Annotated in this window: 27 protein-coding genes, 1 tRNA gene and 1 riboswitch; of the genes, 11 read left to right on the forward strand and 17 right to left on the reverse strand. The window is 55.6% G+C overall.

Annotated elements, in window-relative coordinates:
- Nucleotide 1: 1 nt before the first annotated feature.
- The 4 genes from argE to FDK21_RS09880 form a co-directional block, all read right to left on the reverse strand.
- On the reverse strand, nt 2-1,201 hold the full coding sequence (argE, locus tag FDK21_RS09865; protein WP_138148394.1) for an acetylornithine deacetylase: 1,200 nt from the start codon (nt 1,199-1,201) through the stop codon (nt 2-4).
- 5 nt (nt 1,202-1,206) lie between these two features.
- Nucleotides 1,207-2,688 (reverse strand): tripartite tricarboxylate transporter permease, encoded by a 1,482-nt coding sequence (locus FDK21_RS09870; protein ID WP_114011456.1) that lies wholly within the window; start codon nt 2,686-2,688, stop codon nt 1,207-1,209.
- A 12-nt stretch (nt 2,689-2,700) separates the two neighbouring features.
- Nucleotides 2,701-3,210 (reverse strand): tripartite tricarboxylate transporter TctB family protein, encoded by a 510-nt coding sequence (locus FDK21_RS09875; RefSeq protein ID WP_138148395.1) that lies wholly within the window; start codon nt 3,208-3,210, stop codon nt 2,701-2,703.
- Nucleotides 3,211-3,287: 77 nt separating this feature from the next.
- A complete protein-coding gene (locus tag FDK21_RS09880; RefSeq protein ID WP_138148396.1) occupies nt 3,288-4,262 on the reverse strand; it encodes a tripartite tricarboxylate transporter substrate binding protein in 975 nt (324 codons plus the stop codon).
- Between the two features lie 143 nt (nt 4,263-4,405).
- On the opposite strand from FDK21_RS09880, the gene FDK21_RS09885 reads away from it, so the two are divergent.
- Nucleotides 4,406-5,317 (forward strand): LysR family transcriptional regulator, encoded by a 912-nt coding sequence (locus FDK21_RS09885; protein ID WP_114011459.1) that lies wholly within the window; start codon nt 4,406-4,408, stop codon nt 5,315-5,317.
- 43 nt (nt 5,318-5,360) lie between these two features.
- Here the strand turns inward: FDK21_RS09885 and FDK21_RS09890 are convergent, their stop codons facing one another.
- The 4 genes from FDK21_RS09890 to FDK21_RS09905 all read right to left on the reverse strand — a co-directional run bounded on the left by FDK21_RS09890 (nt 5,361) and on the right by FDK21_RS09905 (nt 9,647).
- Complete coding sequence (locus FDK21_RS09890) at nt 5,361-7,085, reverse strand: flotillin domain-containing protein (RefSeq protein ID WP_138148397.1); 1,725 nt, start codon at nt 7,083-7,085, stop codon at nt 5,361-5,363.
- Between the two features lie 36 nt (nt 7,086-7,121).
- On the reverse strand, nt 7,122-7,802 hold the full coding sequence (locus FDK21_RS09895; RefSeq protein ID WP_138148398.1) for a YqiJ family protein: 681 nt from the start codon (nt 7,800-7,802) through the stop codon (nt 7,122-7,124).
- A gap of 9 nt (nt 7,803-7,811) precedes the next feature.
- The gene (locus tag FDK21_RS09900) at nt 7,812-8,453 is read right to left on the reverse strand and encodes a PspA/IM30 family protein (RefSeq protein WP_210238736.1); all 642 of its coding nucleotides are present in this window, start codon (nt 8,451-8,453) and stop codon (nt 7,812-7,814) included.
- 840 nt (nt 8,454-9,293) lie between these two features.
- Nucleotides 9,294-9,647: a helix-turn-helix domain-containing protein gene (locus FDK21_RS09905; RefSeq protein ID WP_246657545.1), complete on the reverse strand. Its 354-nt coding sequence runs from the start codon at nt 9,645-9,647 to the stop codon at nt 9,294-9,296.
- 104 nt (nt 9,648-9,751) lie between these two features.
- Here FDK21_RS09905 and FDK21_RS09910 point away from each other — a divergent pair, with 104 nt between their 5' ends.
- Both FDK21_RS09910 and FDK21_RS09915 read left to right on the forward strand, forming a co-directional pair.
- Nucleotides 9,752-10,066 carry a nuclear transport factor 2 family protein gene (locus FDK21_RS09910; RefSeq protein WP_114011462.1) on the forward strand — a complete coding sequence of 105 codons (315 nt, stop codon included), beginning with the start codon at nt 9,752-9,754 and terminating at the stop codon, nt 10,064-10,066.
- The gene (locus FDK21_RS09915) at nt 10,066-10,848 is read left to right on the forward strand and encodes an SDR family oxidoreductase (RefSeq protein ID WP_114011463.1); all 783 of its coding nucleotides are present in this window, start codon (nt 10,066-10,068) and stop codon (nt 10,846-10,848) included. Before FDK21_RS09910 ends, FDK21_RS09915 begins: the two co-directional genes overlap by 1 nt.
- 202 nt (nt 10,849-11,050) lie before the next feature.
- On the opposite strand, the gene FDK21_RS09920 is transcribed toward FDK21_RS09915, so the two are convergent.
- Nucleotides 11,051-11,124: transfer RNA gene (locus FDK21_RS09920), tRNA-Gly, on the reverse strand.
- A gap of 223 nt (nt 11,125-11,347) precedes the next feature.
- Between FDK21_RS09920 and FDK21_RS09925 the strand changes: the two genes are divergently transcribed.
- Nucleotides 11,348-12,151 (forward strand): ion transporter, encoded by an 804-nt coding sequence (locus FDK21_RS09925; protein WP_114007576.1) that lies wholly within the window; start codon nt 11,348-11,350, stop codon nt 12,149-12,151.
- A 41-nt stretch (nt 12,152-12,192) separates the two neighbouring features.
- The gene (locus FDK21_RS09930; protein WP_210238738.1) at nt 12,193-12,846 is read left to right on the forward strand and encodes a glutathione S-transferase; all 654 of its coding nucleotides are present in this window, start codon (nt 12,193-12,195) and stop codon (nt 12,844-12,846) included.
- A gap of 14 nt (nt 12,847-12,860) precedes the next feature.
- Here FDK21_RS09930 and FDK21_RS09935 read toward each other — a convergent pair whose 3' ends face one another.
- From FDK21_RS09935 to FDK21_RS09945, 3 genes are all read right to left on the reverse strand, one after another.
- Nucleotides 12,861-13,952, reverse strand: a complete 1,092-nt coding sequence (locus tag FDK21_RS09935; RefSeq protein ID WP_138148400.1) for a GNAT family N-acetyltransferase — start codon at nt 13,950-13,952, stop codon at nt 12,861-12,863.
- A 277-nt stretch (nt 13,953-14,229) separates the two neighbouring features.
- Entirely contained in the window at nt 14,230-14,811 is a 582-nt protein-coding gene (locus FDK21_RS09940) for a YigZ family protein (RefSeq protein ID WP_138148401.1), read from the reverse strand.
- On the reverse strand, nt 14,811-15,908 hold the full coding sequence (locus FDK21_RS09945) for a 2'-deoxycytidine 5'-triphosphate deaminase (protein WP_138148402.1): 1,098 nt from the start codon (nt 15,906-15,908) through the stop codon (nt 14,811-14,813). The genes FDK21_RS09940 and FDK21_RS09945 overlap by 1 nt, the downstream gene beginning before the upstream one ends.
- A 262-nt stretch (nt 15,909-16,170) precedes the next feature.
- Between FDK21_RS09945 and FDK21_RS09950 the strand changes: the two genes are divergently transcribed.
- The 3 genes from FDK21_RS09950 (at nt 16,171) to FDK21_RS09960 (ending at nt 18,699) form a co-directional block, all read left to right on the forward strand.
- Nucleotides 16,171-16,716 carry a peptidoglycan-binding protein gene (locus FDK21_RS09950; RefSeq protein WP_171022019.1) on the forward strand — a complete coding sequence of 182 codons (546 nt, stop codon included), beginning with the start codon at nt 16,171-16,173 and terminating at the stop codon, nt 16,714-16,716.
- A 108-nt stretch (nt 16,717-16,824) separates the two neighbouring features.
- A riboswitch (SAM riboswitch) is annotated at nt 16,825-16,904 on the forward strand.
- Between the two features lie 77 nt (nt 16,905-16,981).
- On the forward strand, nt 16,982-18,175 hold the full coding sequence (locus FDK21_RS09955; protein ID WP_138148403.1) for an O-succinylhomoserine sulfhydrylase: 1,194 nt from the start codon (nt 16,982-16,984) through the stop codon (nt 18,173-18,175).
- Nucleotides 18,176-18,258: 83 nt separating this feature from the next.
- Nucleotides 18,259-18,699, forward strand: coding sequence for a thioesterase family protein (locus FDK21_RS09960; RefSeq protein ID WP_138148404.1), 441 nt, complete (start codon nt 18,259-18,261; stop codon nt 18,697-18,699).
- 77 nt (nt 18,700-18,776) lie between these two features.
- Here the strand turns inward: FDK21_RS09960 and FDK21_RS09965 are convergent, their stop codons facing one another.
- Genes FDK21_RS09965 through FDK21_RS09975 form a run of 3 tightly spaced genes read right to left on the reverse strand, consistent with a single transcriptional unit; the run spans nt 18,777 to nt 21,038 of the window.
- Complete coding sequence (locus FDK21_RS09965; RefSeq protein WP_210238739.1) at nt 18,777-18,965, reverse strand: hypothetical protein; 189 nt, start codon at nt 18,963-18,965, stop codon at nt 18,777-18,779.
- A 2-nt stretch (nt 18,966-18,967) separates the two neighbouring features.
- The gene (locus FDK21_RS09970; protein ID WP_210238740.1) at nt 18,968-20,095 is read right to left on the reverse strand and encodes a YeeE/YedE family protein; all 1,128 of its coding nucleotides are present in this window, start codon (nt 20,093-20,095) and stop codon (nt 18,968-18,970) included.
- Between the two features lie 4 nt (nt 20,096-20,099).
- A complete protein-coding gene (locus FDK21_RS09975; protein ID WP_114007585.1) occupies nt 20,100-21,038 on the reverse strand; it encodes a rhodanese-like domain-containing protein in 939 nt (312 codons plus the stop codon).
- A gap of 386 nt (nt 21,039-21,424) precedes the next feature.
- On the opposite strand from FDK21_RS09975, the gene FDK21_RS09980 reads away from it, so the two are divergent.
- Nucleotides 21,425-21,853: a VOC family protein gene (locus tag FDK21_RS09980; RefSeq protein WP_114007586.1), complete on the forward strand. Its 429-nt coding sequence runs from the start codon at nt 21,425-21,427 to the stop codon at nt 21,851-21,853.
- 4 nt (nt 21,854-21,857) lie between these two features.
- Here the strand turns inward: FDK21_RS09980 and FDK21_RS09985 are convergent, their stop codons facing one another.
- Together FDK21_RS09985 and FDK21_RS09990 are read right to left on the reverse strand one after the other, a co-directional pair.
- Nucleotides 21,858-22,448 (reverse strand): hypothetical protein, encoded by a 591-nt coding sequence (locus FDK21_RS09985; RefSeq protein ID WP_138148406.1) that lies wholly within the window; start codon nt 22,446-22,448, stop codon nt 21,858-21,860.
- Nucleotides 22,445-23,086: a CDP-alcohol phosphatidyltransferase family protein gene (locus tag FDK21_RS09990; RefSeq protein WP_138148407.1), complete on the reverse strand. Its 642-nt coding sequence runs from the start codon at nt 23,084-23,086 to the stop codon at nt 22,445-22,447. The genes FDK21_RS09985 and FDK21_RS09990 overlap by 4 nt, the downstream gene beginning before the upstream one ends.
- 240 nt (nt 23,087-23,326) lie before the next feature.
- Between FDK21_RS09990 and apaG the strand changes: the two genes are divergently transcribed.
- Together apaG and FDK21_RS10000 are read left to right on the forward strand one after the other, a co-directional pair.
- Entirely contained in the window at nt 23,327-23,725 is a 399-nt protein-coding gene (apaG, locus tag FDK21_RS09995) for a Co2+/Mg2+ efflux protein ApaG (RefSeq protein ID WP_198662753.1), read from the forward strand.
- Between the two features lie 69 nt (nt 23,726-23,794).
- On the forward strand, nt 23,795-25,246 hold the full coding sequence (locus FDK21_RS10000) for a TrkH family potassium uptake protein (protein WP_171022020.1): 1,452 nt from the start codon (nt 23,795-23,797) through the stop codon (nt 25,244-25,246).

Genomic DNA, 25,246 nt, shown 5'->3' on the forward strand with positions numbered 1-25,246 from the left:
GCTAGACAGGCTGTTCCAACGCAGACGTCAGCTCATCGATAAATGTCAGGCATTGTTCCAGCTGGTCAATCTCGACAAACTCGTTCGGCCTGTGAGCCTGCTTGATCGAGCCGGGCCCGACAATCACCGACGGAATATTGCCCTCGGTCTCAAAGACACCCCCTTCCGAGCCATAGGACACTTTGCCACCCCATTCCGGCATCAGATGGGCATAGCATTCAAAAGCCGCACTGCCACGCGCCTCCCCCATGGCGGGATAGGCAAAGATCCGCTCCCATGTGACACCGCTTGACGGTGACTTGGCTTTCATTTTGGCAACCACATCAGCCTCAATGCCTTCCAGCAAGGCCTGCATGTCGCCCTCGGCATCCATGCCACTAATCGAGCGCAGTTCGAAAGTGAAGCTGCATGTGTCCGGCGTCACATTGGTTGCGACCCCGCCCTTGATCATCGTCGTCAACATGGTGGCATGGGGCACGGTGAAGTCCGCATCAAACGGCCCTTCGAGCTGATAACGGTCGGCGCGCTCGGCAATCGTCGCGATGATCCGGGTGGCATATTCCACCGCATTGACATGGTCGGGGGCAAAGGAAGAATGACCAGACGTGCCCTTCACATGGGCTCGCATCGCGATTTTTCCCTTCTGGCCGGTGATCAATTTCATCTCCGATGGCTCGCCAATGATGGCAAGTTCCGGTGGCACATCCAAAGCCGCCAGCCAGCGGGCAATGGCCGGAGCTCCCAGACATCCCACCTCTTCATCATAGGAGAAGCAAATATAGACCGGGCGTTTGAGATCAGCCTTAGCGATCACCCCGGCCTTGGCCAATATGCAGGCAGCAAAGCCTTTCATGTCACAAGAGCCGCGACCATAGATTCGACCCTCCCGTTCGTCGGCCACGAAGGGCGGGGTGATCCATGTGTCTTCCTCGGCAGGCACCACATCCGTATGACCGGATAACACAATGCCGGGTTGGTCGGCCGGACCAAAGCGGGCAATCATATTGGCTTTGGTGCCGTCTTCATTGGGCAGGATGGTGATATCCGCCCCCAATTTAGCGAGAGTTTCGGCTGCATAGTCGATAAGCGCTCGGTTTGAACGACTGGATACGGAATCATATCCAATCAAAACCCCCAAATGCGCCTTTGCCCACTCAAGAGCTGAATGCTGGAGCGTAGGGGCTTCGATGGTGAGGCTCATTGGTCTCACGCCTTTCTATTTCTGGATTTGAGGAATTCTCGTCGCACCGTGAAGCCGACGACTAGGACGATCAGCACCGCAAAAATAGCCGTGATGGGAGAGGAAATCAGGACGGATGGATCGCCACGGGAAATGGCTAAAGCGCGGCGCAAATTCTCTTCGATCATCGGCCCGATGATGAAGGCAATCAGGAAGGGAGCCGCCGGGATGTTGAGCAGGAACATCCCAAAGCCTGCAACGCCCATGATCAACAGCACCGCCACATCAAACATGCTCGACGCGATGGAATAGATGCCAAACAGACAGAGCAGCAGAACCACCGGCGCCAGCAGGGTTTGCGGCACGCGGGCCACATGGGAGAAACCATGCATGATCACCTTGCCTGCAAAAAACAGCAGCACCGACGAAAACAACATGCCGATAAACAGCATATAGACTTCATGGATGTTGGTCTGGAACAGCAAAGGTCCGGGGGTCAGCCCCTGAATCATGAAGGCCCCGAGCATGACGCCGGTAATGACGTCACCGGGCACGCCCAGCGCCAACAGCGGGATCATGGTCGCACCACAGGCCCCATTGTTGGCGGCTTCTGACGCGGCGATGCCTTCCAGCTCGCCTTTGCCGAAATTGTCGCTGTTTTTCGACGTCCGCTGCGCTTCGCCATAGGAGAAGAAAGCCGCCGCCGATGGCCCGATGCCCGGAATGGCCCCAAGCACAGCGCCGATGGCCGAGCCACGCAGGATCGATTTGAGCGAGCCCAGAAACTCTTCCCGGGAGACCTTCTGATCCCCCAATTTGGCGGCTTCATCCTTGTGCGCCGCCCGGAAGACAATCAGCTTCAGCAATTCCGGCAAAGCAAAAAGGCCGATCAGCACCGGCGCAACCGACAGCCCCGCCTGCATGTCATCGGTGAAGGCAAAGCGGAAGGAACCATATAGATCTTCCCCGGCGGTGGCCAACAACAGACCAAAGCAGGCTGAAATCAGTCCAAGCAGCAAAGAGTTACCAGACACGCCCGCAACGGTTGTGAGGGCAAACAGCATCAACATGCAATATTCCGGCGGGCCAACGCGCAAAGCCAGAATGGCCAAAGGCGCTGCCAGAAAGATCAGCGACAAGTTGGAGATAAAGTCCCCTATCACTGAGGAATAAAGCGCCATATTCAGCGCCTTGCCCGCCTTGCCCTGACGGGCGAGCGGATAGCCATCAAGCGCAGTACAGGCCGCAGAAGCCGTGCCGGGGGTCTTGATGAGGATCGCGGATACCGAGCCGCCATAGGTTGAGCCCTTGTAAAGCGCGACCAACAGCAGGATCGAGGGAACAGGTTCCATGTAAAAGGTAAAAGGCAGGGCGAGGGTGACGGCCATGGTGCCGGTCATGCCGGGAATTGCCCCGATGATCACGCCGCCCCAAATGCCAGCGGCCATGATCAGAAGATTCTGCCAAGTTGCAACCGCCTGCAGGGCCAGAAGAATGTCTTGCGCCATCTATAGTTCCGATCAAAAGCCAAAGGGTTTGGTCAGGATGCCGACCGGGAACTGGGTTCCCAAGGCTGAGTGAAAGATCAGCTGCAGCAGGACCGGGCCAATAAGGGAGAGTCCCGCAATCCAGTAGCGATAATCACGCTCGCCGGTCAGCAGAATCATTGCGCCGGTCAACGCCATCGAGGCAAGCAGGAAGCCGACATAGGGCATCAACAGAATAAAGGCGACAAAGGCCACCATAGCGCCGATGAAGCGGATGATTTGGGTCGGAATCGATGACCCGTCGCTTTCAATCAGCTCACTTGCGGGCATCCGGCCCGTCAGAGCCAGAATGAACAGCAGCACGCCAAGGCCAATGCCAATGATGGAGATGGTACGCGGCCACATGTCCGGCGGCGGCGCAAAGCCGGGAATGAAGGCCGGGCGAGGCACATAAACCGGGATCAGGATCAGGATGACAAAGGCGAAGAAGGCGACAATTGTCACTCCACTGAACCACGGACTGCGAAAAATGGAAGTCTGCATGGCGGGGAGTTCCCAACAAAGGGCGAGGCCTGAAAGAGGCCCCGCTTACTGTCAGATGGAGGTGTTTTTGATTGTTATTAGTTGGGCAGATAGCCGAATTTTTTGGCAAGCCCATGGAACAGGTCATACTGCTCTTTGGCGTAAGCGGTCATGTCAACCGAGCCTACGGTGGAGATAGAGCCACGACGGGCAGCCAGTTCCAGCCAGGTCTTGTCGGTCGCGACCTTGCCCAGAACCTCATGCCATTTGGCAACAACAGTGTCCGGCAGACCCTTTGGTGCATAGAGCGCGCTCCAGCCGGTAACCTGACCGGCCTGTTTGTAACCAAGCTCGGTTGCGGTTGGCACGTCTGGCAGCTTGTCCATCCGCGATGGAGCGAAGACCATCAGCGCTTTCATGTCGCCGCTTTCGATATGCGGAATGAGCGAACCGGCAGAAATGGCAAGAAAGTCGACATGGCCACCAAGCAGAGCCGTCGCCAGTGCACCGCCGCCTTTATAAGGCACCAAAGTGGCAGCGGTCAGTGGGTCAAGGCCAACGTCAGACAACAGAGCCTGCGAGGTGAAGCCGTCAATCGCCGTCGCGCCAGAGGCCGCATAGGTCATCGCGCCATTGCTGTCTTTGACGGCTTTGAGCAGATCATCCACGCTGTTGTAAGGGGAATCGCCTTTGACGGCGAGGATCATCGGGGTTGCTTCCAGCGCTCCGAGGAAGGTGTAGGCATCCCAATCAACCGAGGCTTGCGGATTGACGGCCGGGGTCAGCGCCATGCCAACGCGGGCCAGCAGCAGGGTATAACCGTCCGCATCAGCCTCGGAAACAGAACGAGCACCGTTCATGCCACCGGCACCGGGCTTGTTGACCACGGTGATTGGCTGGCCGAGATAGCCTTTTGCGGTTTCGGCCAAAGCACGACCGGCAAGGTCGGATGCACCACCCGGGCCATAAGGAATGACAAGGGTAACAGCTTGTGTCGGATAGCTGTCTTCAGCCATGGCAGCGCCAGTGAAGAGAGCTGTCGCCATCGCGAGGGCGGACACAATTTTTTTCATTGTTTTTGAACCTTTTAGATTGCGGCCCGAAACAGACCTTTGGAAGGGGATTGGATAATCCACACAGAATTTGTTCCACAGTATTCCTTTTTTTGCAAGAAAATATGATAGTATGCAAAATAGTAATACTGAGACGAAAAGAAATGATGAAAATCCGCGAATTACAGGCTTTTGACGCCTATATCCGGTTGGGGGGCATGGGCAGTGCCGCAGAGGAGTTGAATCTCAGCCAACCGATGATCAGTCGTCTGTTGACGGCGCTTGAGGCACGGGTGGGATTCGCCCTCTTTCTGCGCAAGCGCAACAAGCTGGTGCCAACGCCAGAGGCCTTTCAGTTTCATCAAACGGTGGTGCGGGGGCTGGAAAGCATCCGGGCGCTAACAGAAGAAGCCAGCGCCATAGCCAACAACCAGCGCGGCCATCTGATCATCGCGGCCCAGCCAATCTTCTGCGATACATTCCTGATTGACGCCATTGCCGATTTCCAGAAAAGCCATCCCCATGTCAGTGTTCGCCTGCGCGACAGCGGGATGAGCGAGATCATGCGGATGGTGCTGGAACGCAGTTGCGATCTCGCTTTTGGCATCACCCTTGATGCAGACCCCTATGGCGCCGATGTTACTTCACTGGCCACCTGCGAGGCCCGCTGCCTGATGCCCAAGCACCATCCGCTAAGCGGGGCGAAGGCCCTGACTTTGCAACAATTGAAAAAGGAGACCTTTGTCGATCTTGCATCGGGCAGCCCCCTGCGGATGCGGATCGACTATATGATGCATTCCATCGATGTGGAGCGCTCGATTGTCGCCGAAATGCGCACCCTGCATGGCATCGTCCAGCTGGTGGAAAAGGGTGTCGGACTGGCCATTGTCGACCCGGTCGCCGGGCTTTTGCTCGACCATGACAAGGTGGTCGATTGCCCGCTTTTGCCAGCCATTCGCTGGGACATTGCCCAATTCGTGCCAAAGGATCGCCCGCTAAGTGGCATCGGTCAGGCTTTCTCCGATGTGGTGGCCAACCAGATCAGCTATCTCAAGACCGAAGGCGTCATCAACTGACGCCCCCGGTCACACTTGTTGTGAACAGGCGTCTCCCTGGTGTTTAGTCCGCTTTATCGCTCTGGGCTGAAGCGGCTGTATTTTGGGGAGTTTCGACATCCAGACCGGCAAGCTCCGAGGTGATGCCATTGATGTCGCCCCCCTTGATCCCGACTTCCTTGAGCAAAGAGTCCAGAAGTGGTGCCTGTGCCCGATAGCGCAAGGCGCTATTTACGACATTGTCTGCCAGATTGCCATCATGCCCAGCCTGGGGAGTGCCGTTGCCACCGCTTCCAAGCCCCTCAACCTGCACAATTTTAATGCCGTCGATTTTTTCGATCGGCTTGACGCTTTCGCGAATGATGCTGTCCAGATTTTCAATCAGCTTGATCTTGATCTGCATGGCGATCTGCTCTGCAGAGAGGAGGTTCTGGGCTTCGTTCATTGATCGCGTCCCTTCTGCGTCAACGCGATAGCGAATTTCAGCGGCTTCAGCCCGCAATTTGTCTGCGGTCGCTTCCCCTTCGGCTTCCTCTCGCAAGGCTTCTGCGCGGTCACCGGCAGCCACTTTCTCGGCTTCAGCCTCTACCTTGATGCGGATCGCGCTGCGTTCGGCTTCCTTGCTCGCTTCGATCAGCTCAATCGCCTTCAAGCGTTCGGCAATTTCGTTCTCGCGCGATGTCGTTACTTTTTCTTCCGCCTGAACAGCTTTCGCTCTGGCGATATCGGCTTCGGCTTGTGCCTCTGACTGTTCCTTGGACTTTTCGGCGATGGCAATTTCTCTCACCTGTTCGGCCAATTCAATTGCTTTTTGCTTTTCAATTTCTCTTTCGCGCACCAGACGTTCCATCTCGATGCGTTCTTCTGCCACGGCCTTGTCGGCGAGGATTCTCGATTTCTCGACATGTTGCTTGGAGTTGATCTCAGCCTGCTCGGCCTCTTGCTCTCGCTCGGCTTTGTTTTTAGCAATCTCGGCAGACTGAGCTGCTTGACGTACCTGCACTTCACGTTCCTGCTCCATGCGTGCATATTCTTCGTCCCGTCGAATATCGAGACTGAGCTTCTCACTCTCCAGATTCTTGGTCTTGATTTGAATCTGCGTGTCCTGTTCGATGTCGTTGCGGATTTTCTTGCGCCGCTCGATCTCTTCGGTCAGGCGGGTCAAACCTTCGGCATCAAACGCGTTGGATGGGTTGAAGTAATCCATGCTGGTTTGATCAAGGCCAGTCAGAGAGACAGACTCGAGCTCCAGACCATTCTTGAGCAGGTCTTCCATCACTGCCTGTTGCACTTTCTGGACAAAATCCGTGCGCTTTTCATGCAGTTCTTCCATTGTCATTTCCGCCGCAACGGATCGCAGGGCATCAACGAACTTGCCTTCAACCAGCTCTTTGAGTTGTTCGGGCTGCATGGTCCGGCGACCAAGGGTTTGGGCCGCAGCCGCGATGGATTCCTCGGTCGGTTGCGCCCGGACATAAAATTCTGCAACCACATCAACGCGCATCCGGTCACGCGTGATCAAGGCTTGGTCATTGTCACGTCGCACAGCCAGACGTAGCGTGTTCATGTTGACCGGGATGGTTTCATGCAAGACCGGCAGCACCAACGCACCGCCATTCATGATCACCCGTTGACCACCAAACCCGGTTCTGACGAACGAGATTTCCTTTGATGCGCGCACATATAGACGCGCCAAAATCATCCCGATGACCAAAAGCGCAATAACGATGATGATGGCTGTGGTGCCAACGCCTAGCAAACCACTGAATGTGTTCTGTGTTTCATACATTGTAGTAGATCCATTGAAAGAACTTGAAAATACCCGCTATTTCAGAGCATTAGATGTCGATTGAATGCCGTAATAGGTGTTGTCGTGCAGGCGGACCAGCAACAACCGATCTCCTTGCCTGTAGCTTTCGTCCTCATTGTCCGGGGCGAGCATGATATAGTGAGTGAGGCCAAACCGGTCGGTTACCTTGGCTTGGGCCGGGAAATCATGTCTCGCTTCCCCCAGAGTGATTGTTGCGATTTTACCAATCAGCCGATTTCTGGATATGGCTGATGTCTCATCTCTTGGCAGGACAAGGGCCAGAAATCGTTTGCCGAGGCTTAGCACCGGAATGGATAGAAGAAGGGCCGGCAAAACCGCAACGATGGCAGGCAGTGCGCTTCCGAATATTGACAGGCTCAGACCTTGGATCGTCAAACCGATCAAACCGAAAGCAACAAGCAAGACGATCAGTGAAAAAATCACCGGTACCCGCCCCAAGCGTAACCAAGACAGGAATTGACCGGTCATTGAAGGTGTCTGCATGTCCGGTACATCGACATCAATGTCGAGCTCCGTACCCAGATCAATATCTGGCAGCAGCCCATCCAAAACCCCGAAAATGCCCGCGCCAATCAGCAGACCGACACCTTCAATCGCTGCCAAAACGAAGACTACGAACAAAGCCACCAGAAAAGGATGGTTTGCTGGCTCGCCAAAATAGGACAGCAAAATCATGACTTGAGCCTATTCTTCAAGGCGAGACTTGATCGCTGTCAGTCTTTCCTTGATCCGGTTATTCTGGCTGAGTTGTTCCAACTCTTGCATTTGAGCGGCGGTTTTTGCGCTTGCGGCTCCCTTGGAAGGCGGAATGCCTTGCCGTTCCATTATGCGATCGAAGGCTTTGGTTGCCTTGGAGATGTCGGCTTGGGCTGCAGATGGACCGCCAGTCTGGCCGGTTTGTGATGCGGCCTTTGCCTCGCGAAAGGCTTTCAACTCTTCAGCCATTTCCCGCTTTTTGGCTTGCAGGGCCGCAATATACCCTTCGAGTTCCTTTTCATTTTCGGATGCATCGGCGATGGTTTGCTCCAACACTGGCAATTGGGCTTCGATATCCAGTTGCTGAGCGATGGCTGCTTCTGCAAGATCTTCGCGCTTTTCGGTCAGCGCGATCTCGATTTTGGAACTCAAATCGTCGTGTTGAGCATTCTTGTCGGCCAACTTTTTGTTCGCGACATGCTTGGCGGCAATGATTTTGCCCAGTTCGGCGCGCACATCTTCGATGGCATCATCAACTTCGCGGATGGCTTGCTCCATCATTGCCTCAGGCGCAGCATCTTCAACCGTGTCCAGTAGGGCATTGAAGCTGCCGCTGATGATCCGCCCCACAATTCAAGACATCTGAGGCATTTCGTTCGCAACCCAGAAGGCATTTGCTGCTCTGCACTGGCAAAAATACTGTGCTCTGCTCAAATGGCAGGAAGGACCAAGCGGCTCAGCGGCAATGCCATATGGCGACTGTCGGGACCAAGCCGCGATTGCTTGTCACAAACTTGGATGGCGGTTTCGCATGAGCACGCACTGCACGCGTCCAATCCGAGCCCATTTGAGACCTTGGTTCAAGGAATGATAATTGAAGAAAGTTCGCAACACAGGTTCATGAGGCATGGTTGAAAAATAAAGAATAGTAAGATATTGTGAGTATAGTTACTTATATATCAAAGATTGATTGGAATAATATGACTAACAAATACCGAAGTTTTTTTCGTTTACTCGCTTTTGTATTCGTATTCATCAGCACTCAAAACCTCGCCCAAGCGGGGTTTTGTGGGAACTATATTCAAACCGCATCAAACGCTGGGCAATGCAAAAACTGCCGTCTGACGATTGCGGATAACCCGGAAATTCAGAAATATTTCGTCACAGCTAACAACGGTTGGCAAGCTGAGCTGACATGGACACATGGCGACGATTCGAACGCTACAGGCTCGGGAAATTGGAACAATGGACAGCATTTTGACATCGATTTAAGCCAGCAAGGACGTCGACTTAATCTAATTATGTCCAATCCTGGTAGCGGTCCTATCCGGGCGACGTTTAATTGCCTCGATGCAAAGACTTCTCCAAAGAATTGTGTCGATCACGACAGAAATGGGAATCCATTTCGCATCCCATGCCCGAATAGGAATGGATAGAAATTCATGAGAGCCCAGCCTCATAAAAAGCAGTTTAGCGGGTCTCTCCGGGACGATTGCCCGCCCAGGTGAGGAGCGCATCAAGCGCGGGGCAAAGCGATTGCCCCCAATCGGTCAGGCTATATTCCACTTTCGGCGGCACCTCAGGATACACCGTTCGCTTCACGATGCCATCGCCTTCCATTTGCCGAAGCTGTTGGATCAGCATCTTCTGCGACACCCCGGGGATCGCGCGTTCCAGTTCGGAAAAGCGCAGGACCCGCCCTCCGAAAAGATGGAACAGGATGATCAGTTTCCATCGTCCCTCGATCATGCGAAGGGCGGCTTCAACGCCTTCGGTTGCACTTTCCTGTGTGTATTCGCGGGGCGTATCCATCTGATCAGTCATAAACATACTTTCAGGTAAGTATCTGACTTATTTGTGTGTTCTTGTTGTTTTGCCAGCCTAGCAGTACATGTTCTCCAGATCAAATAGAAACGGAGACATATACGATGACCAATACTGTACCTATTGCTGTTCTGCGCTACTTCGCAGCCCGATCACCGCAGGCCGTTGTTAACTGTTTTAGTGACGATGGCACCGCGATGGATGAAGGCAATATGTATCATGGCAAGGCCGAAATCCTTCAATGGCGTGAGGCCGCGAGCAAGATCCAGTTTGAAGAAGAAATTCTCTCCTCAAGGCAAGACGGGTCGCAAACAATCGTGTCCTGTCGTCTGACCGGCGACTTCAAGGGAAGTCCTGTGAATCTTGACTTCTGTTTCGAGTTGGACGGGGACCAGGTCAGCAGACTGGAGATTGCGTGATGACGTTTAATCTTGAGCTTGCTGGCAAGCGTATTCTTGTAACCGGTGGCACGGGGGGAACGGGTGCAGCTGTGGCTGAGTTCTTCGCAGAGCAAGGTGCTCGCGTTATGATCACGGCACGAAAGCCCCCTGTACGTTTGACAATAGCCGCGAGCTTTGTCGCTGCCGATGTCACCACATCTGAAGGATGCACAACTGTTGGCAAAGCGGTTGAGGATCAATTCAACGGGCTTGACATCCTTGTCCATGTTCTTGGTGGGTCAGCCGCACCGGCTGGTGGGTATTCTGCTCTGACAGATGAGGAGTGGGATCGAACCATTGCTCTCAATCTCATGGCAGCGGTCCGTCTTGATCGTCTGCTGCTGCCCGGAATGATCGCACAAGGCAGCGGTGTCATTGCCCATGTCACGTCAATCCAGCGTCAGATGCCACTGCCGGAGTCAACAACGGCTTATGCCGCCGCAAAAGCGGCACTATCAACCTACTCGAAAAGCCTGTCCAAGGAAGTTGGGCCGGCAGGGGTCAGGGTCGTCAGGATCTCGCCCGGCTGGATCGAAACAGACGCAGCACTGGCATTGGCCGATCGTCTGGCAGCAGAAGCCGGAACCGACCGTGAAGGCGGCAAACAGATCATCATGCAAGGCCTTGGCGGGATCCCGATTGGTCGGCCGACACAACCTGAGGAAGTTGCAGAATTGATCGGATTCCTGTGTTCGCCACGAGCAAGCGCCATTACAGGCAGCGAACATGTGATTGACGGAGGAACTGTACCTGTAGCCTGAAGTGAAGCTTCCGAAGCTTGTCGCCTGTTAGCCCTGACTTATTGCATGCAGTCGGAGTGCCCGCTTTGAGAAAGGGGCCGCTCGATTGGTCACGAAGAAGGAGGGCTTGGGAAAGAACAAGCCGTGAAAACCCTATGAAAACTATTTGAAAACCGCGGCTATGAGCGTTCCCATAATAGTCTCTAAGCCATTGAAAGAGTGATGGAGCGGGTGAAGGGAATCGAACCCTCGTCGTAAGCTTGGGAAGCTTCTGCTCTACCATTGAGCTACACCCGCTGAGTGGGTGCAATATCGAGCATTTGGGTTTTTATCTCAAGGGTGTCACACAGGTTTTTTGACATATTTTTGACAGACGAGACCGCTCGGCCCTCTGAGCTGGTAAAAGCCCTTATTTTTGCAGCAAAATGCTTGCAATGGAGCACACTTGCTGGAAAGAAAGCAAATCAGCACCATATGAGTTCAATTGATAATTGTTGATTTGAGAGACAGGGTTTTCGCGATGCTTGATCGAATCAAGACCATTTTGGCGTCCCGCACCTTTGAAATGGCCATCACGGCGGTGATCATTCTCAATGCCATCACGCTGGGGCTCGAAACATGGCCGGCCGCGCTTGACATGTTCGGTCCGTTGTTTCACTTCATCGACAAGTCGATCCTGGTGATTTTCGTCATTGAGATCACCTTGCGTCTGATTGTCCACCGGCTGCGTTTCTTCACTGACCCATGGTCGATTTTTGACTTTGTCGTGGTGGCGATTTCCCTGATGCCCACCACTGGCGCCCTGTCCGTGCTGCGTGCTCTGAGGGTCCTCAGGGTCTTGCGGCTGATCAGCTTTGTTCCCTCTTTGCGACGCGTCGTCGGCGCGTTGCTTGAGGCCTTGCCGGGGCTTGGCTCGATTTCGCTGCTGCTGGGTCTGCTCTATTATGTCTTTGCGGTGATGGCGACCAAGCTTTACGGTACGGAATTCCCTGACTGGTTCGGCACAATTGGCGAATCCGCCTATACCCTGTTTCAGGTCATGACGCTGGAAAGCTGGTCAATGGGGATCGTGCGTCCGGTCATGGAGGCTCATCCGCTGGCCTGGCTGTTCTTTGTGCCCTTCATTTTGATGACCTCTTTCACGGTGCTCAATCTGTTTATCGGCATCATTGTTTCGGCCATGCAGTCCGAACATGAAGCCACAGCCGAGGCCGACCGCGCCGCTCTGCATGAAGAAACATCGACCGTGATGCTGGAAGTCAGGGCGATGCGGGGTGAGATAGCCGAGTTGAAACAGTTGCTCGCCGAGCAACGCAAAGGCTGACACGGCCTTCTGTCGACTGACGTGCCGAAAGGACGATGATGATGACCCGCCCGCTGCTTTATTCCTTTCGCCGTTGCCCTTATGCCATGCGGGCACGGATGGGATTGTGGGCATCCGGCATCACCGTAGAGCTGCGCGAGATCGTGCTGAGGGCCAAACCGGCCCATATGCTGGAAATTTCACCAAAGGGCACCATTCCGGTGCTGCAATTGCCCGATGGCACCGTGATTGACGAAAGCCTCGACATCATGCTCTGGGCTCTTGATCAGCATGATCCACAGGGCTGGCTCACACCTGAAGCCGGCAAGCGGGCCGAGATGCTGGATTTGATTGCCGAGATGGATGGCGGTTTCAAGCACCATCTGGACCGCTACAAATATGCGACCCGCTATGAGGATGTGTCAGAAAAGACGGAACGGGACCTGGCCCTGACAGCGCTCAGTCCGCTGATCGACCGTCTGATGCGGCATGATCAGTTGTTTGCAGACCGGATAGCGCTGGCCGATATCGCTTTGTTCCCCTTTGTACGGCAATTTGCCAATACCGATCGAGACTGGTTTGATGATGCCGTGCCGCCGCGTCTGCTTGCATGGCTTCAGGGCCATGAACAATCAGCGCTGTTTTCGTCGATTTTCAGGAAATGGCCAGTCTGGCAGGACGGGGATCCGGTGACCCTGTTTCCGGGGCCTGATTGACGCACAATGCGGTGTTAATTGGACATCCAGCGCAGGAGGTTGTTGCCAACCTTCTGTTTGTGCATCAGATCAGCGACCGTTCGGCCCATGGTTCCAAGCATGGAAGAGGCGTGCCACAGGGTATAGATCGCTAAGGGTTTGGTCCCGAATTTCGCCTTGTAGGGTTCATCGCCAACCGTCAGATCGAAGGTCTTGATACCGTCCTTGATGCAATCGCGAATGATGTCCTCGGTCATCAACAGGCCGGGTGAGTATTTGCCCATGCGCTCATAATCCACGCCCATGATCAAATAGAGATAGCGGTCGCCGTCATGCAATCCAAACTGGACAGCAACGATATCGCCGTCATAGGTGAAACTATAGGTGCGCGAGAAGCCTGACTCGGCCGAATGGCAGGCAAGATCGACATAGAAGCGGAAACTGCTGCCATCCTGAAGCATGTCCTTGCCGGGGCGATCCGCGAAGCGCTCCTTGTGATAGAGCTTGAGATGGTTGAAGGCCTCGGTGATATCGGCGGGATCGGTCAGGCGATTCATCTGCCAATCCCCATTGCGCATCATGGCGCGGCGTTTTTTGTCGCGGCTCTTGCGCTCAGCCTTGGAGATGACGTCCGTCCGCCAGCTGTCATAATCGCTGCCCAGTTCCGCGACATGGGCGCTGAATTTGGCTCGCTCCATACAGGCGTTGGGCAACAGGCGCAGGAAGTTCGGATCGTTCGACGGCATATGCTTGATACGCAGCATGTCATAGCGGCCCAGCACCCGATCAAGCTCGACACTCAGGGTGGAGGGGTTCGGAACCCATTGCCAGAAATTGGTATGCAAAGTGGGAAGGGCGTAATCAACCAATCCAAGATTGGCAAATTCAAGAATGTTGGTGCCCATTTTCTTGCGGGCGACAAGAGGCAATATGCCGACAAGCTGACCGCTCTTCTTACAGCGGAATTGCAGGGTTTTGTTGCGCAGGCCGATTTGTTTGCGCACATGCTGTTGCATGGCGGTTTGCCAGACAGGATGCTGAAAGGCGGTGCAATCAGATTGGGTATACAGATCTGAATATTCCTCGGATTGGAAATCAAAATCCTCGGAAACGTTCAATTCCATCATCTTTCGCTCTCATCATCTTTTGCATATCGAGCAACTGCAACCTACACAGTCAGATCGCTATATTTGGCTCCCGAAACAGTGACGCACGGGCGCTCCGATACTCACACAATAATCATAAGCAAGTGTAAACTCATATCTTCTGCGCGTTTGAGCGGCATAGAGCCTTTTGGGCAAGGTGGAGCAAACGCCCATTGGTTATGCAACCAAAAGCTTTAAATTTGATTTACTGAGCCTGTGCGACAAATGTCCCTGCGGCGGGATGACCGGTTCCGTTCCCTCAATAGAGGTTCAACTCGTGCAGAAAGTCTTTCATGGCTTCGATTTGCGCTTCCGGCCCCTCGACCAGAATATCGACGCCGGTTTCGGTATAGTGACGGTCTTGTACGTCGAGCCTGAGGAGACCGATCTGGCGTTCCAGATCGGCGGTCTGATCGAAGCGGCCCTTAACCGTATATTGCATCAGGCGCTGCCAAACGACAAGCTGTGCGGCATCGATCGCCCGGCTGGCTGCGCCGGAATAGGCTCTGGCCAATCCGCCCGCACCCAGCTTGGTACCTCCGAAATACCGCACCACGATCACCCCACAATCGATCAACTCGCGGCCAATCAGCACCTTGAGCATCGGCATGCCAGAAGTGCCAGCCGGTTCGCCATCATCCTTGGCGCCTTCCTCGATATGGTCGTCGTCATGAATGCGGCGAAAGGCGGTGACATGATGGCTGGCTTTGCGATGCTCAATGCGCAAGGCCTCCAGCCGGACCTCGAACTGATCAATCGGCACCAGAAAGGCCAGAAAACGTGATTTCTTCTCTTCCAGCTCGGCGTAAAATTCGGCTTCTATGGTCTTCAGTTCGGCCATCAGACGGCCTTGAAATGCTTGGATAGCTTCAAGCCCTGCGCCTGATAGTTGGAGCCGATGCCAGAGCCATAGAGCGCCGTTGGGCGGGCGCGCATTTTCTCATAGGCAAGGCGACCAATGATCTGGCCATGCTCGACAATGAAGGGCACTTCGTGGCTGCGCACTTCCAGCACGGCACGGCTGCCGGTGCCACCGACTTCGGAATGACCAAAGCCGGGATCAAAGAAGCCCGCATAATGGACGCGGAATTCGCCGACCAGCGGATCGAAAGGCACCATTTCGGCGGCATAGAGCGGCGGCACATGGACCGCCTCGTTCGAAACCAGAATGTAAAATTCATCCGGATCGAGGATCAACTCGCCCCGGCCACGGCCTGGGATCGGCTCCCAAAAATCGAGCATATCGAGGGCGTCGCGCTGGTCGACATCAATGACCGCCGCATGGCGTTTGGCGCGATAGCCGACAATGCCGTCGCCGGCCAGATCAATCGAGACCGCAATGCCATCGGCGATGAAGGGATCTTGACTGGCGACCAGTGTCTCAGCGGCATGGAGCGCGCGATGCTCTTCGTCGCTCAGCACCACCCGGCCCTGCCGGAAGCGGATTTGTGTCAGGCGCGAGCCTGCACGGGCAAAAATGGGAAAGGTGCGTGGGCTGACTTCCAGATAGAGCGGGCCTTGATAGCCTTTGGGGATCTTGTCGAACTGCTGCGCCCTGTCAGCAATGATGCGGGTGAAAATGTCGAGCCTGCCGGTCGAGCTTTTCGGATTGGCAGCGGCGGCAATGAAGTCGGGCAGTTTCAGACTTTCCATCAGCGGCACGATATAGACGCAACCGGTTTCCAAGACCGCCCCTTCGCTTAGATCAATCTGGTGGAGCTGCAGGTGATCAAGGCGCTCTTTGACGGACCGGTTGGGGCCGGGCAGGAACGAGGCCCGCACACGATAGGCGGTGGAACCGAGGCGCAGATCAAGGCTGGCTGGCTGGATCTGGTCAGCGTCTCGTGGCCTATCAAAACCAATCGCTTCGGCCTGGACCAGAGCGGCAATATCCGCATCATTCAAAATACCGGTGCCGGGAAAGGAAAGAGCGCTCATGGATCGGGCCTTGCAGGATGGAGTGGATTTGATTGTGTGTAGCAAGGGGAGAGAGGAGGAGCAATCGCGAACTTCGCCACTAAGTGGCAGATCGTCTGTTTGGGACGCCCTGAAGATGCTCTTCTCACACATATCTCTTGCCGCAATTCTGACAACCGCTATTGTGCTTACGGAGTTTCGCGGGCGGGTGCGAGTCGCACGCAATGAGTCAAATTTTTTCACGCATTTTGTCATTGCATTTGATCGAGCAGAGGAGAGATCAATGTCCATTTTGAAACGGGGCCTGAAAGGTGCACCGGTCAAGCGGTTGCAGGAAAAACTCGGCATTGATGCCGACGGGGATTTTGGTCCGGGCACTGAGAAAGCGGTCCGGGCGTTTCAACAGGCCAACGGCTTGGCGGTTGACGGCATTGCCGGGCCGGACACATTCACCGCCATGGGGCTGCATGAGCTGGTCTTGCTGCGGGTTGGCTCACGCGGGGCAGCGGTCAAGGCGTTGCAGGAAGATCTTGGCATCGGGGCTGACGGCATTTTTGGTGCTGGCACCCGCAAGGCGGTGATGGCATTCCAAGAAGAAAACGGCCTTGATGTTGACGGCATGGCTGGCCCTGCAACGCTCTCCAAAATGAAGAGCTTTGCCTCAGTGGTCACCGATGCGGTGGTTGAAAAAGCTGCTGTGAAAGCCGATGAAGAGCATTTTGAAAGCGAAGACCTGCCGGAACTAAAGGGTGCGGACGTGGTCAAGGGCTCGGTCGAGGCCGCCCCAGACAATTCCATCTGGGGCAAGGTTAAAGGCTGGTTCGGGTGAGATAGACGCCATTTGAAACCATTTCTGAAGAGAGACAACCACGGTTGCCTCCCTTCTTTTGTTCAAACCGCCAATTTGTTGACAGCCCTGCCCTTTCGCCTTATAAGCAATGCACTTCGTGGTCATTTGAGCCGGTCGGCTTGCCGCCACGTTAAATAAGGATGCTAAAAGGCCGGGGGACGAAGAGATGAACCCGGTCGTGCTTTAACAAGCGTTGCCGGGTTTTGTGTATCTGCTCCCGGCTTTGAAGAGACAGGATTGTGTTATGTCAGAGACCAAAAAGCCTTCCACCCTACGTCCGGCCACCGAGATGGTCCATGGCGGCGTGATGCGGTCCCAGTGGGGCGAGACATCCGAGGCTCTGTTCATGACGCAGGGCTATGTCTATGACAGCGCCGAAAGCCAGGAAGCCCGCTTCAAGGGCGAAGAGCCGGGCTATGTCTATTCGCGCTATGCCAACCCGACCATTTCGATGTTTGAAGAGCGGATGGCTCTGCTGGAAGGGGCTGAAGCGGCGCGCGGCACCGCCTCTGGCATGGCGGCTGTGACGGCGGCGATGCTGTCCTGCGTCAAGGCGGGCGACCATGTGGTTGCGGCCAGCGCCCTGTTTGGCTCTTGCCTTTATATTGTCAGCGAGCTGCTGCCGCGCTTTGGTGTGGAATGCACTTTGGTCGATGGCACCAATCTTGACGCATGGAAAGCGGCGATGCAGCCCAACACCCGCGCCTGCTTCCTTGAAAGCCCGACCAACCCGGTGCTCTCGGTGATTGATATTGCAGCCGTTGCCGCCATTGCCCATGAAGCCGGTGCACGGCTGGTGGTCGACAATGTGTTCGCCACGGCCCTCTGGCAAAGCCCGCTGGCGCTCGGCGCCGATGTGGTGATCTATTCGGCCACCAAGCATATTGATGGTCAGGGGCGTTGTCTGGGCGGTGTGGTGCTTTCCAGCGAGCAATTCATTGAAGAAGAACTCAAAGACATTCACCGGCATACCGGCCCATCCCTGTCGCCTTTCAATGCGTGGGTGATGCTCAAGGGTCTGGAAACCTTCCCGCTGCGCGTCAAGGAACAGACCCGCAGCGCCGGATTGCTGGCCGATCGGCTGGCCGGTCACAAGGCGATCGAGCGGATCTATTATCCGGGCCGCGACGACCATCCGCAGGCGGAGCTCTGCAAGCGGCAGATGCGCGGTGGATCGACCATGGTGGCGATTGATGTGGCTGGCGGCAAGGGCAAGGCCTTTGCGCTGGAAAATGCCCTCAAAGTGATCAAGATTTCCAACAATCTGGGCGATGCCAAGAGCCTGATCACCCATCCGGCCACCACCACCCACCAGCGTCTGGATGATGATCAGCTGGCCGCCGCTGGCATTGGCCAAGGCACGTTGCGCCTGTCGGTCGGTCTGGAGGATGTCGAAGATCTGTGGGACGATTTCGAGCAGGCTCTGGCGCGTCTTTGAGGGCATTTGTGGGACAAAATACCCACTTGCTTTTGCGGTTATCTTCGCCAGATTGGAGCTTTGATCAGATTAGCAGGTGGTTCATGTTTCCCGACCCGAAAATCCCGTTTGAACTCGACATCACCATTCAGCCCTCTGATATCGATGAGCTGGGCCATGTCAACAATACGGTCTATTTGCGTTGGGTGCAGGATGCGGCGGTGACCCACTGGGGTCATGTGGCGCGTCCGCATGAATTTAACAGCCTGTTCTGGGTCGTGATGAAGCACGAGATCGAATATAAAAGACAGACCTTCCTTGAAGATGATGTCTATGCCCGCACATGGATTGGCGGGCGGCAAAATCGGCATTTCGAGCGCTTCACCCATATTCTGCGCCGCAATGATGGCAAGCTGCTGGCCAAGGCACGCACCATGTGGGTGCCGATCAGCGCCGAAACGCGCAAGGCGGTGCCGCTGACCGACGAGCAGAAGGCCCGCTATTCGGTCGCACCGGATCAGCTTCACACGCTGGAAACCTATTGATGCAAAAAGCCTCCAAACAAAAAGCCCGGTGGGATGTCCCTCCGGGCTTTTCTTTTGTCTGATGATGTCAGCGCCGCTTATTTGCTGGGAGGCACCAAAGCGCAAAAGGCTCCGCTGGCGGCTTCGTTCGAACCCAAGGCGATGGCTGCGGGCGCGCTGTAAGGATTGAGCGGCTTGCTGTTGGACAGATCGACCGCCAAAATGGCCGCCAGTCCGGCAAAGGTGGCAAAAGCTGCCATGGCACGGCTTGTCACAAAATTGGCCATCATCAGCTCTCCAATCCAAACGGTTTGCGCAGGCGGATGCCGACCCAAGAGCCAGCAAAGGCGGTGGCGAACCAAACCCAGCCATGCAAGCTGCCGGTGGAAATGCCCGAGAAAAAGGCTCCCACGTTACAGCCCAGCGCAAGGCGCGAGGAGTAGCCCAGCAGGAAGCCCGCTACAATGGTGGCGATCCATGCCTTGAGTGGCAGTTTGGGGATTTGCGCCCCAAGACCTGAACGCCAGACGGCAATGATGAAGGCTCCAAGAATAATGCCCAGATTGGTCAGCGAGGTATAGTCGGTCAGCAGGCTGCTGATCAGCCGTTCGTGATGCACCTCGTTGGCCCAGAAAGGCGAGGCAGACAGGTCCGCGCCCAAGGCGGTGGAGACTTTTGCCCCCCAAAGGCCAAGGCCATAAACCACGCCCCATGGCTGCCCGGCAACGACAAAGTTGGCCAGAGCCAAAGCGGCCAGCAACAGAGCGGCAATGATCAGACGACGCGGGATCTTGCGGGCTTCCCTAGGGGCCAAGGCCCAGACCAGAAGGCCGATCAGGGCAAGGCCCGCAAGGGTGATGCCAAGGCCGGTGGTGCCTTCAAGCACGATCAACGGCAGGGAGCCCAGACCATTCCACCAGAGCAGATGGTAAGAGCCAGCAAAGGCACCGATGATGAAGAAGGGCAAAGCGACGACACTGACCGGGTTGCCACTGCCCGCATTGACCAAGGTGCCAGAGCCACAGCCCAAGACCAACTGCATGGCCATGCCAAAGACAAAGGCTCCACCAACCATGGCATAGCCGACAGCACCATGGGCACCGATCAGTTCGGGATTGTCTCCGGCCAGCAACGGGAAGGCCACCAGTGCCACCAGAGCAATGGCCAGCAATTGGGCGATCAGGCCAGCAGGTTCGCGGCGCAGGATCATCGCCCGCCATGGACCGGCAAAGCCGAAGCGCAAGCCTTCGAGCGTTAGACCGAAGCCAATGCCGATGGCCAGAACCAACCCGTAACGGACGCCCGCGGCGGCCATGAGAGCCAGAATGAAAAACAGGGCCACCCCGCCAAGGGCCGCACCTGAAAGAATGCGAGCCCCCTTTTTCGGGGGCTCGATGCTTGCTGTGATATCAGTCACCGGATTAGCTGCCCGTTACCTGTTTGATGAGGGTCTGGAACAGACCCGGGGTGTTGGCCATGTCGTGACCGGCATTGGAATAGCCAACGAGAGAATCTGGGTAGAGCTTCACATCGTCCAGTTCCGCCAGTTCAGACAAGGCGAACCAGTTGGTGGCAGCCCAGTGGCCGGTATTGCAGAAGCTGACCAGCTGTTCGCCACTTTTGAAACCAGCCTCGGCTGCCAGTGCCTTGGCTTTGGCAGCGTCCGCGATGACCGGCTTGCTGTCGAACCAGCTGGAATGGACGAAATATTCCGACTGCGGCAGTGTGCCTGGTTTGGCGGCTGCCGGGTGCTTCTTCTCGCCTTTCCAGAATTCTTCCGGACGGGCATCGACCAGACGGGCTTTTTCTTCGCCATTGACGATTTTCAGCACGTCATCGGTGGTCGCCAGCCACTGGCTGGAGAAGGTGACCTCGATGGTGCTCGGGGTCAGGCTTGCTGCCCCTTTGGCCAGTGGAAGGCTGGCTTCCGTCCAATTGTTCAGGCCGCCATTGAGAATGGACAGATCCTTGAAACCGGCGGACTTGAGCGTCCAGTAAACACGGGCAGCGGCACCGAAGTCGGAGATGTTGGCACCCTGATAGGCAATCACTGTGGCGCGGTCCTTGGTGGCGCCGATCTCACGCAGTACCTTTTGTAGATGCTCCGGGGAGACCAGTTTGCCGGGATTTTCCTTGGTGCCACGGAACAGGCCGTAAGGCGCATTCACAGCCCCTTGGATATGGCCCTGCTCAAACAGGCTGACGCCGTCTTTGCCTTTGCCACGAATATCGATGATCAGCGGATTGGCATCGGTTGTCGAAAGGGTCTGCGGGGAAACCAGCGGGCCAAAGGTTGCAGCGGCAACCGGCGCGGTCAACAGGCCAAAGGCGGCCAGGGCGAGGGTCATCAAATGTTTCATTATGCTTCTCCTGATCGGGTCGCAGCCAAGGGCCGCACCGCAATCGCGCTGGGGTTCGGGAGGAATGGGAGTGTGCGGGAACTGTTTTTGTTCTGGATGCCCCTGACGACATCCCCTTTGTTCGTTGCGGCCCATTGTGCATCTGATGCTAAAAAACGCAAGAAAGGCTATCTTAGAGTCATCGCGATGGAGGAAAAATCATTCCAATAGTCAGCTCTTAGTTGGGTTCAGTTACCCTATCTGACACCATGCGTCCGAAATTCAAGAAAATCATTCTATACTCCAATAGAAGATCACGTCTTTTGTTCTCTTTTTGTTTTCTTTTTCTGACACGCGCGCTGTGATCTGTTAGGCTGGCGACAAACCAGAGAGAATGAGGGATCAATATGGAACCGAGACTTTCAATTGTCACGTTGGGCGTGGATGATCTTCAGCGCGCGGTCGCCTTTTATCGCGACGGGCTGGGCTGGGAAACGGGTTACAAACCAGAGGATGGCATTGCCTTTTTCAAGACAGCCGGGACGGTTTTTGCGCTCTATCCGATCGACAAAATGGCAGAGGAACTGCCCGACCCAGATTTCAAACCCAAAGCGGGGGCCTGTGGCATCGTGTTGGCGCATAATTGCCGCGAGCGGGCTGAGGTGGATGGCGTGCTGACGCTGGCAGAGACAGCAGGCGGCAGCATCAAGAAACCGGCGCAGGATACCTTTTGGGGTGGTTATTCAGGTCATTTTGCCGATCCGGATGGCTATTTGTGGGAAATCGCTCATGGGGCTTTCCCGATTGGCGACGATGGGCATTTGATCCTGCCGTAAGGGATCAGGCCCCTTTGGCTTGACAGCCGCAGGCTTGTTTTTTGCCGGACACTTTGTCAACCCCTTTGCCAGATGCCTCACCTGCCACTGGCTTTTGTTGGCAATCATCGGCCCACAGGGCTGCGGTTTCGATCCGCAAATAGATGAGTAGATCATACAAAGCCTGCGGGCTGTAGGTATGCGGGTTCGGGATCCCGATCAGCGCCGCGCAGAATTCCGAGCAGAACCAGCGGCTTTCAGAATGGCGATTGAGAGAGAAGACATGGCTGAGCAGGATGCCGGGATAATCATAGCGCGCGCCGGCAGATTCTGTCAGCAAGCGATCCGCCCGTTCGGGATCAAAGAAACATAGGGGCAGATGAACCAGATCCCAATGGTCCGGATGCAAGTACACGTCCTTGGACCGAACGCCTCCATCTCGCGAGGAGGAGGAATGGCACAGCACCGTTTGCTCCAGTTCCGCAAGGGAGAAGATCACTTCGCAGTGGGAATAGTGCGATCTGGTCGACCAACGAACGAGTTTGTTCTGAAAATCGCCCCGCGCCTTGTAAAAGGCGAAGGTCAAACCATCGATTGCACAGTGAGAAAGCTTCATGTCCGGGACGTATCCTCGTCTGACAGATCATCATGGCTGAACACTCTGGTCGCCAGCACGATCCGCGAAATGGTGGTGATAGCAGTAACGCCAGCAAAGACATAGGCGATCAGAGCGAAATGGTCGGGGAAAATACAAAAGGCGGCGAAAACAGCGAATGTTTCACCGGCCTCTGCCAATCCACCCGTGAAGTAAAGCGACTTGGATCCATGGCTTTCGGTGTTGATCTGGCGCTTCTCGGCCATGATCGCATAGGCCAGAAAACTTGCCCCGTTGGCATAGAAAGCCATTAGCAAAACGGCCGCCGGCAGGGCATTGTCTTCCGGACGCGCGAAGGCAAAGGACAGCGGGATGAGGCCGTAGAATATAAAGTCGAAGACAATGTCGAGATAGCCGCCCAGATCGGTTTTGCGGCTGGCGCGGGCCACCGCACCGTCAAGGCCATCCATAACCCGACTGACCAGCAACACCGACAAACCCAGCCAGTAGGCCTCCATGACAATCGCCGCTCCCGCCAAGCCCCCCAGCAGCAAACCAAGACTGGTGATCTGGTTGGCCGTGATGCCGTTTCGGGCAATCCATCGTCCGGTTTCATTCATCGGTGGATCGATGAAGCGGCGCAGGCGGGCGTCAAACATAATCGTCACTTTCCATGCAGCTCAGTCTTGGGGCGCTTGTGTCTCGTGGACTGAACCAAGGGCCAGTCCGGGGGCTTTGTCATTCATAAGGGGCTTGGCCGACCAAATTGCCATGCACATTTGATAACTTTTTCGCTAGAAACACTTGAAGTCCATTGGTTTCTCTGTCTTGACTCGACGGGAAATCATGGCGACCAAATGATGGGCAGACCGTCAGGCGACCGCTCCCGAGGATAAAGCGTGTATACCTATAAAGCGATAACAGATTCGGTGCAGGTGATGGTTGAAACGGAATATCAGCCCCACCGCTCTTCACCGCAAAAAGGCCACCATGTCTGGGCCTATCACATCGAAATCAGCAATCTGGGACAGAGCGATGTCCAGTTGCGGTCACGCTATTGGCGAATCATCGACGGGCAAGGCCGCCTTCAGGAAGTGCGCGGCCGTGGGGTCGTCGGCGAAGAACCGCTGATCGAGGCAGGCGATTCTTACTCCTACAGTTCTCAATGTCCGCTCGACAGCGAGTCCGGTATCATGTCGGGACATTTTCAGATGGAAGCAGAGGATGGTTCGCTGTTTGAGGTGATCATCCCGTCCTTTTCGCTTGATATCCCGAACCGAAGCATCACACTGAACTGACCCTGTCCACATGGCCCTTCGCGGCCTGCTGTGACAAGATTGTCTCTTTGAGGAAGGCACTGCTCTCAGATGTTGCTCGATGTAAGGCCTGTCTTGCTGGTGATCGGCGCACTGCTTTCCGTGCTGGGAGCAGCCATGTTCCTGCCCGCCCTCGTCGATTTCGCCATTGGCGACCCGCAATGGCGGGTGTTTGCCACCTCAGGCGCAATCACGGTCTTTGTCGGCGGCGGGCTTTGGCTGGCAACGCGGAGTGGCAAGGTGGACTTCACCCTCCGGCAGGCCTTTGTGATGACGGTCCTGTCCTGGTTTTCTCTGGCGGCCTTTGGGGCCTTGCCGCTTCTATGGTCAGGAGCCGCCCCAAGCTATACGGATGCCTTCTTTGAAAGCATGTCGGGAATCACCACCACCGGTTCGACCGTCCTGTCAGGCCTTGACCAAATGCAGGCAGGCGTTCTGCTCTGGCGGGGCATTCTGCAATGGCTTGGCGGGTTGGGTGTGATCGTGATGGCAATTGCCGTCCTGCCGATGTTGCAGGTGGGTGGCATGCAGCTGTTTCAGGCAGAGGCCTTCAGCACAGCGGAGAAGATCCTGCCGCGGGCGACGCAGATTTCTGCTGGACTGACGGCTCTTTACATCGTCTTTACCGCGCTTTGCAGCATTCTGTATCACGCTGCCGGGATGGATGCGCTGGATGCGGTCGTCCATGGTATGACAACGGTCGCCACAGGCGGCTTGTCCTCGCACGATTCCTCCATCGGTCATTATGGCAGTGCCCAGATCGAAATCATCGCCATCATCTTCATGATCATCGGCTCCCTGCCCTTCATTCTGTATATTCAGGCACTGCGCGGCCACAGCAGGCGCCTGTTTTCGGATTCCGAAGTGTTGACCTTTTTCGGTCTGCTGGCTTTTTTCACCTCGATCGCGGCCTTCTATGCCATCGAGTCCGGCCTGTTTCAGGGCGGCGAAGCCTTGCGCCATGCAGCCTTCAATGTGGTCTCGATCATGACCGGCACCGGATATGCCTCGACCGATTATCAGGCATGGGGGCCGTTCACCATCGCCTTTTTCTTCTTCATCATGTTTATCGGCGGCTGTCAGGGATCAACGGCTTGCGGCCTCAAGATTTTCCGGTTGCAGGTGATGTTTCAGGTGATCAAGCAGCATATCAACCGGATCGTCTTCCCCAATGGCGTTTTCGTCAAGCGCTATGGCGGCTATCCGCTTGATGACAGTGTCTCGGTCGCGGTGATGAGCTTCTTCTTCCTTTATGTTCTGAGTTTTCTGGTGCTCGGCATATTGCTACAACTCACCGGTCTGGATTTTGTCACCGCCCTGTCGGGGGCAGGCACGGCCATTGCCAATGTCGGGCCGGGTGTCGGCCATATCATCGGCCCGGCAGGCAATTTCCAACCTCTCAATGATGTTGCAAAATGGTTGCTTTCTTTTGGCATGTTGTTGGGGCGCCTCGAATTGCTAACCGTACTGGTGCTGTTTCTGCCACGCTTCTGGATGGATTGA

The sequence above is a fragment of the Cohaesibacter sp. CAU 1516 genome, assembly GCF_005771485.1.
Lineage (GTDB): Bacteria > Pseudomonadota > Alphaproteobacteria > Rhizobiales > Cohaesibacteraceae > Cohaesibacter > Cohaesibacter intestini.

What these genes read in the sequence shown, in the direction of transcription:
- FDK21_RS09910 (WP_114011462.1), top strand. Translation starts at nt 9,752, where the DNA reads ATGACCAATACTGTACCTATTGCTGTTCTGCGCTACTTCGCAGCCCGA.
- FDK21_RS10000 (WP_171022020.1), top strand. Translation starts at nt 23,795, where the DNA reads ATGTTGCTCGATGTAAGGCCTGTCTTGCTGGTGATCGGCGCACTGCTT.
- FDK21_RS09875 (WP_138148395.1), bottom strand. Translation starts at nt 3,210, where the DNA reads ATGCAGACTTCCATTTTTCGCAGTCCGTGGTTCAGTGGAGTGACAATT.
- FDK21_RS09930 (WP_210238738.1), top strand. Translation starts at nt 12,193, where the DNA reads ATGACCCGCCCGCTGCTTTATTCCTTTCGCCGTTGCCCTTATGCCATG.
- FDK21_RS09945 (WP_138148402.1), bottom strand. Translation starts at nt 15,908, where the DNA reads ATGAGCGCTCTTTCCTTTCCCGGCACCGGTATTTTGAATGATGCGGAT.
- FDK21_RS09890 (WP_138148397.1), bottom strand. Translation starts at nt 7,085, where the DNA reads ATGTATGAAACACAGAACACATTCAGTGGTTTGCTAGGCGTTGGCACC.
- FDK21_RS09960 (WP_138148404.1), top strand. Translation starts at nt 18,259, where the DNA reads ATGTTTCCCGACCCGAAAATCCCGTTTGAACTCGACATCACCATTCAG.
- FDK21_RS09955 (WP_138148403.1), top strand. Translation starts at nt 16,982, where the DNA reads ATGTCAGAGACCAAAAAGCCTTCCACCCTACGTCCGGCCACCGAGATG.
- FDK21_RS09980 (WP_114007586.1), top strand. Translation starts at nt 21,425, where the DNA reads ATGGAACCGAGACTTTCAATTGTCACGTTGGGCGTGGATGATCTTCAG.
- FDK21_RS09905 (WP_246657545.1), bottom strand. Translation starts at nt 9,647, where the DNA reads ATGACTGATCAGATGGATACGCCCCGCGAATACACACAGGAAAGTGCA.
- FDK21_RS09915 (WP_114011463.1), top strand. Translation starts at nt 10,066, where the DNA reads ATGACGTTTAATCTTGAGCTTGCTGGCAAGCGTATTCTTGTAACCGGT.
- FDK21_RS09985 (WP_138148406.1), bottom strand. Translation starts at nt 22,448, where the DNA reads ATGAAGCTTTCTCACTGTGCAATCGATGGTTTGACCTTCGCCTTTTAC.
- FDK21_RS09975 (WP_114007585.1), bottom strand. Translation starts at nt 21,038, where the DNA reads ATGAAACATTTGATGACCCTCGCCCTGGCCGCCTTTGGCCTGTTGACC.
- argE (WP_138148394.1), bottom strand. Translation starts at nt 1,201, where the DNA reads ATGAGCCTCACCATCGAAGCCCCTACGCTCCAGCATTCAGCTCTTGAG.
- FDK21_RS09925 (WP_114007576.1), top strand. Translation starts at nt 11,348, where the DNA reads ATGCTTGATCGAATCAAGACCATTTTGGCGTCCCGCACCTTTGAAATG.
- FDK21_RS09870 (WP_114011456.1), bottom strand. Translation starts at nt 2,688, where the DNA reads ATGGCGCAAGACATTCTTCTGGCCCTGCAGGCGGTTGCAACTTGGCAG.
- FDK21_RS09990 (WP_138148407.1), bottom strand. Translation starts at nt 23,086, where the DNA reads ATGTTTGACGCCCGCCTGCGCCGCTTCATCGATCCACCGATGAATGAA.
- FDK21_RS09880 (WP_138148396.1), bottom strand. Translation starts at nt 4,262, where the DNA reads ATGAAAAAAATTGTGTCCGCCCTCGCGATGGCGACAGCTCTCTTCACT.
- FDK21_RS09940 (WP_138148401.1), bottom strand. Translation starts at nt 14,811, where the DNA reads ATGGCCGAACTGAAGACCATAGAAGCCGAATTTTACGCCGAGCTGGAA.
- FDK21_RS09950 (WP_171022019.1), top strand. Translation starts at nt 16,171, where the DNA reads ATGTCCATTTTGAAACGGGGCCTGAAAGGTGCACCGGTCAAGCGGTTG.
- FDK21_RS09935 (WP_138148400.1), bottom strand. Translation starts at nt 13,952, where the DNA reads ATGATGGAATTGAACGTTTCCGAGGATTTTGATTTCCAATCCGAGGAA.
- FDK21_RS09885 (WP_114011459.1), top strand. Translation starts at nt 4,406, where the DNA reads ATGATGAAAATCCGCGAATTACAGGCTTTTGACGCCTATATCCGGTTG.
- FDK21_RS09965 (WP_210238739.1), bottom strand. Translation starts at nt 18,965, where the DNA reads ATGGCCAATTTTGTGACAAGCCGTGCCATGGCAGCTTTTGCCACCTTT.
- FDK21_RS09895 (WP_138148398.1), bottom strand. Translation starts at nt 7,802, where the DNA reads ATGATTTTGCTGTCCTATTTTGGCGAGCCAGCAAACCATCCTTTTCTG.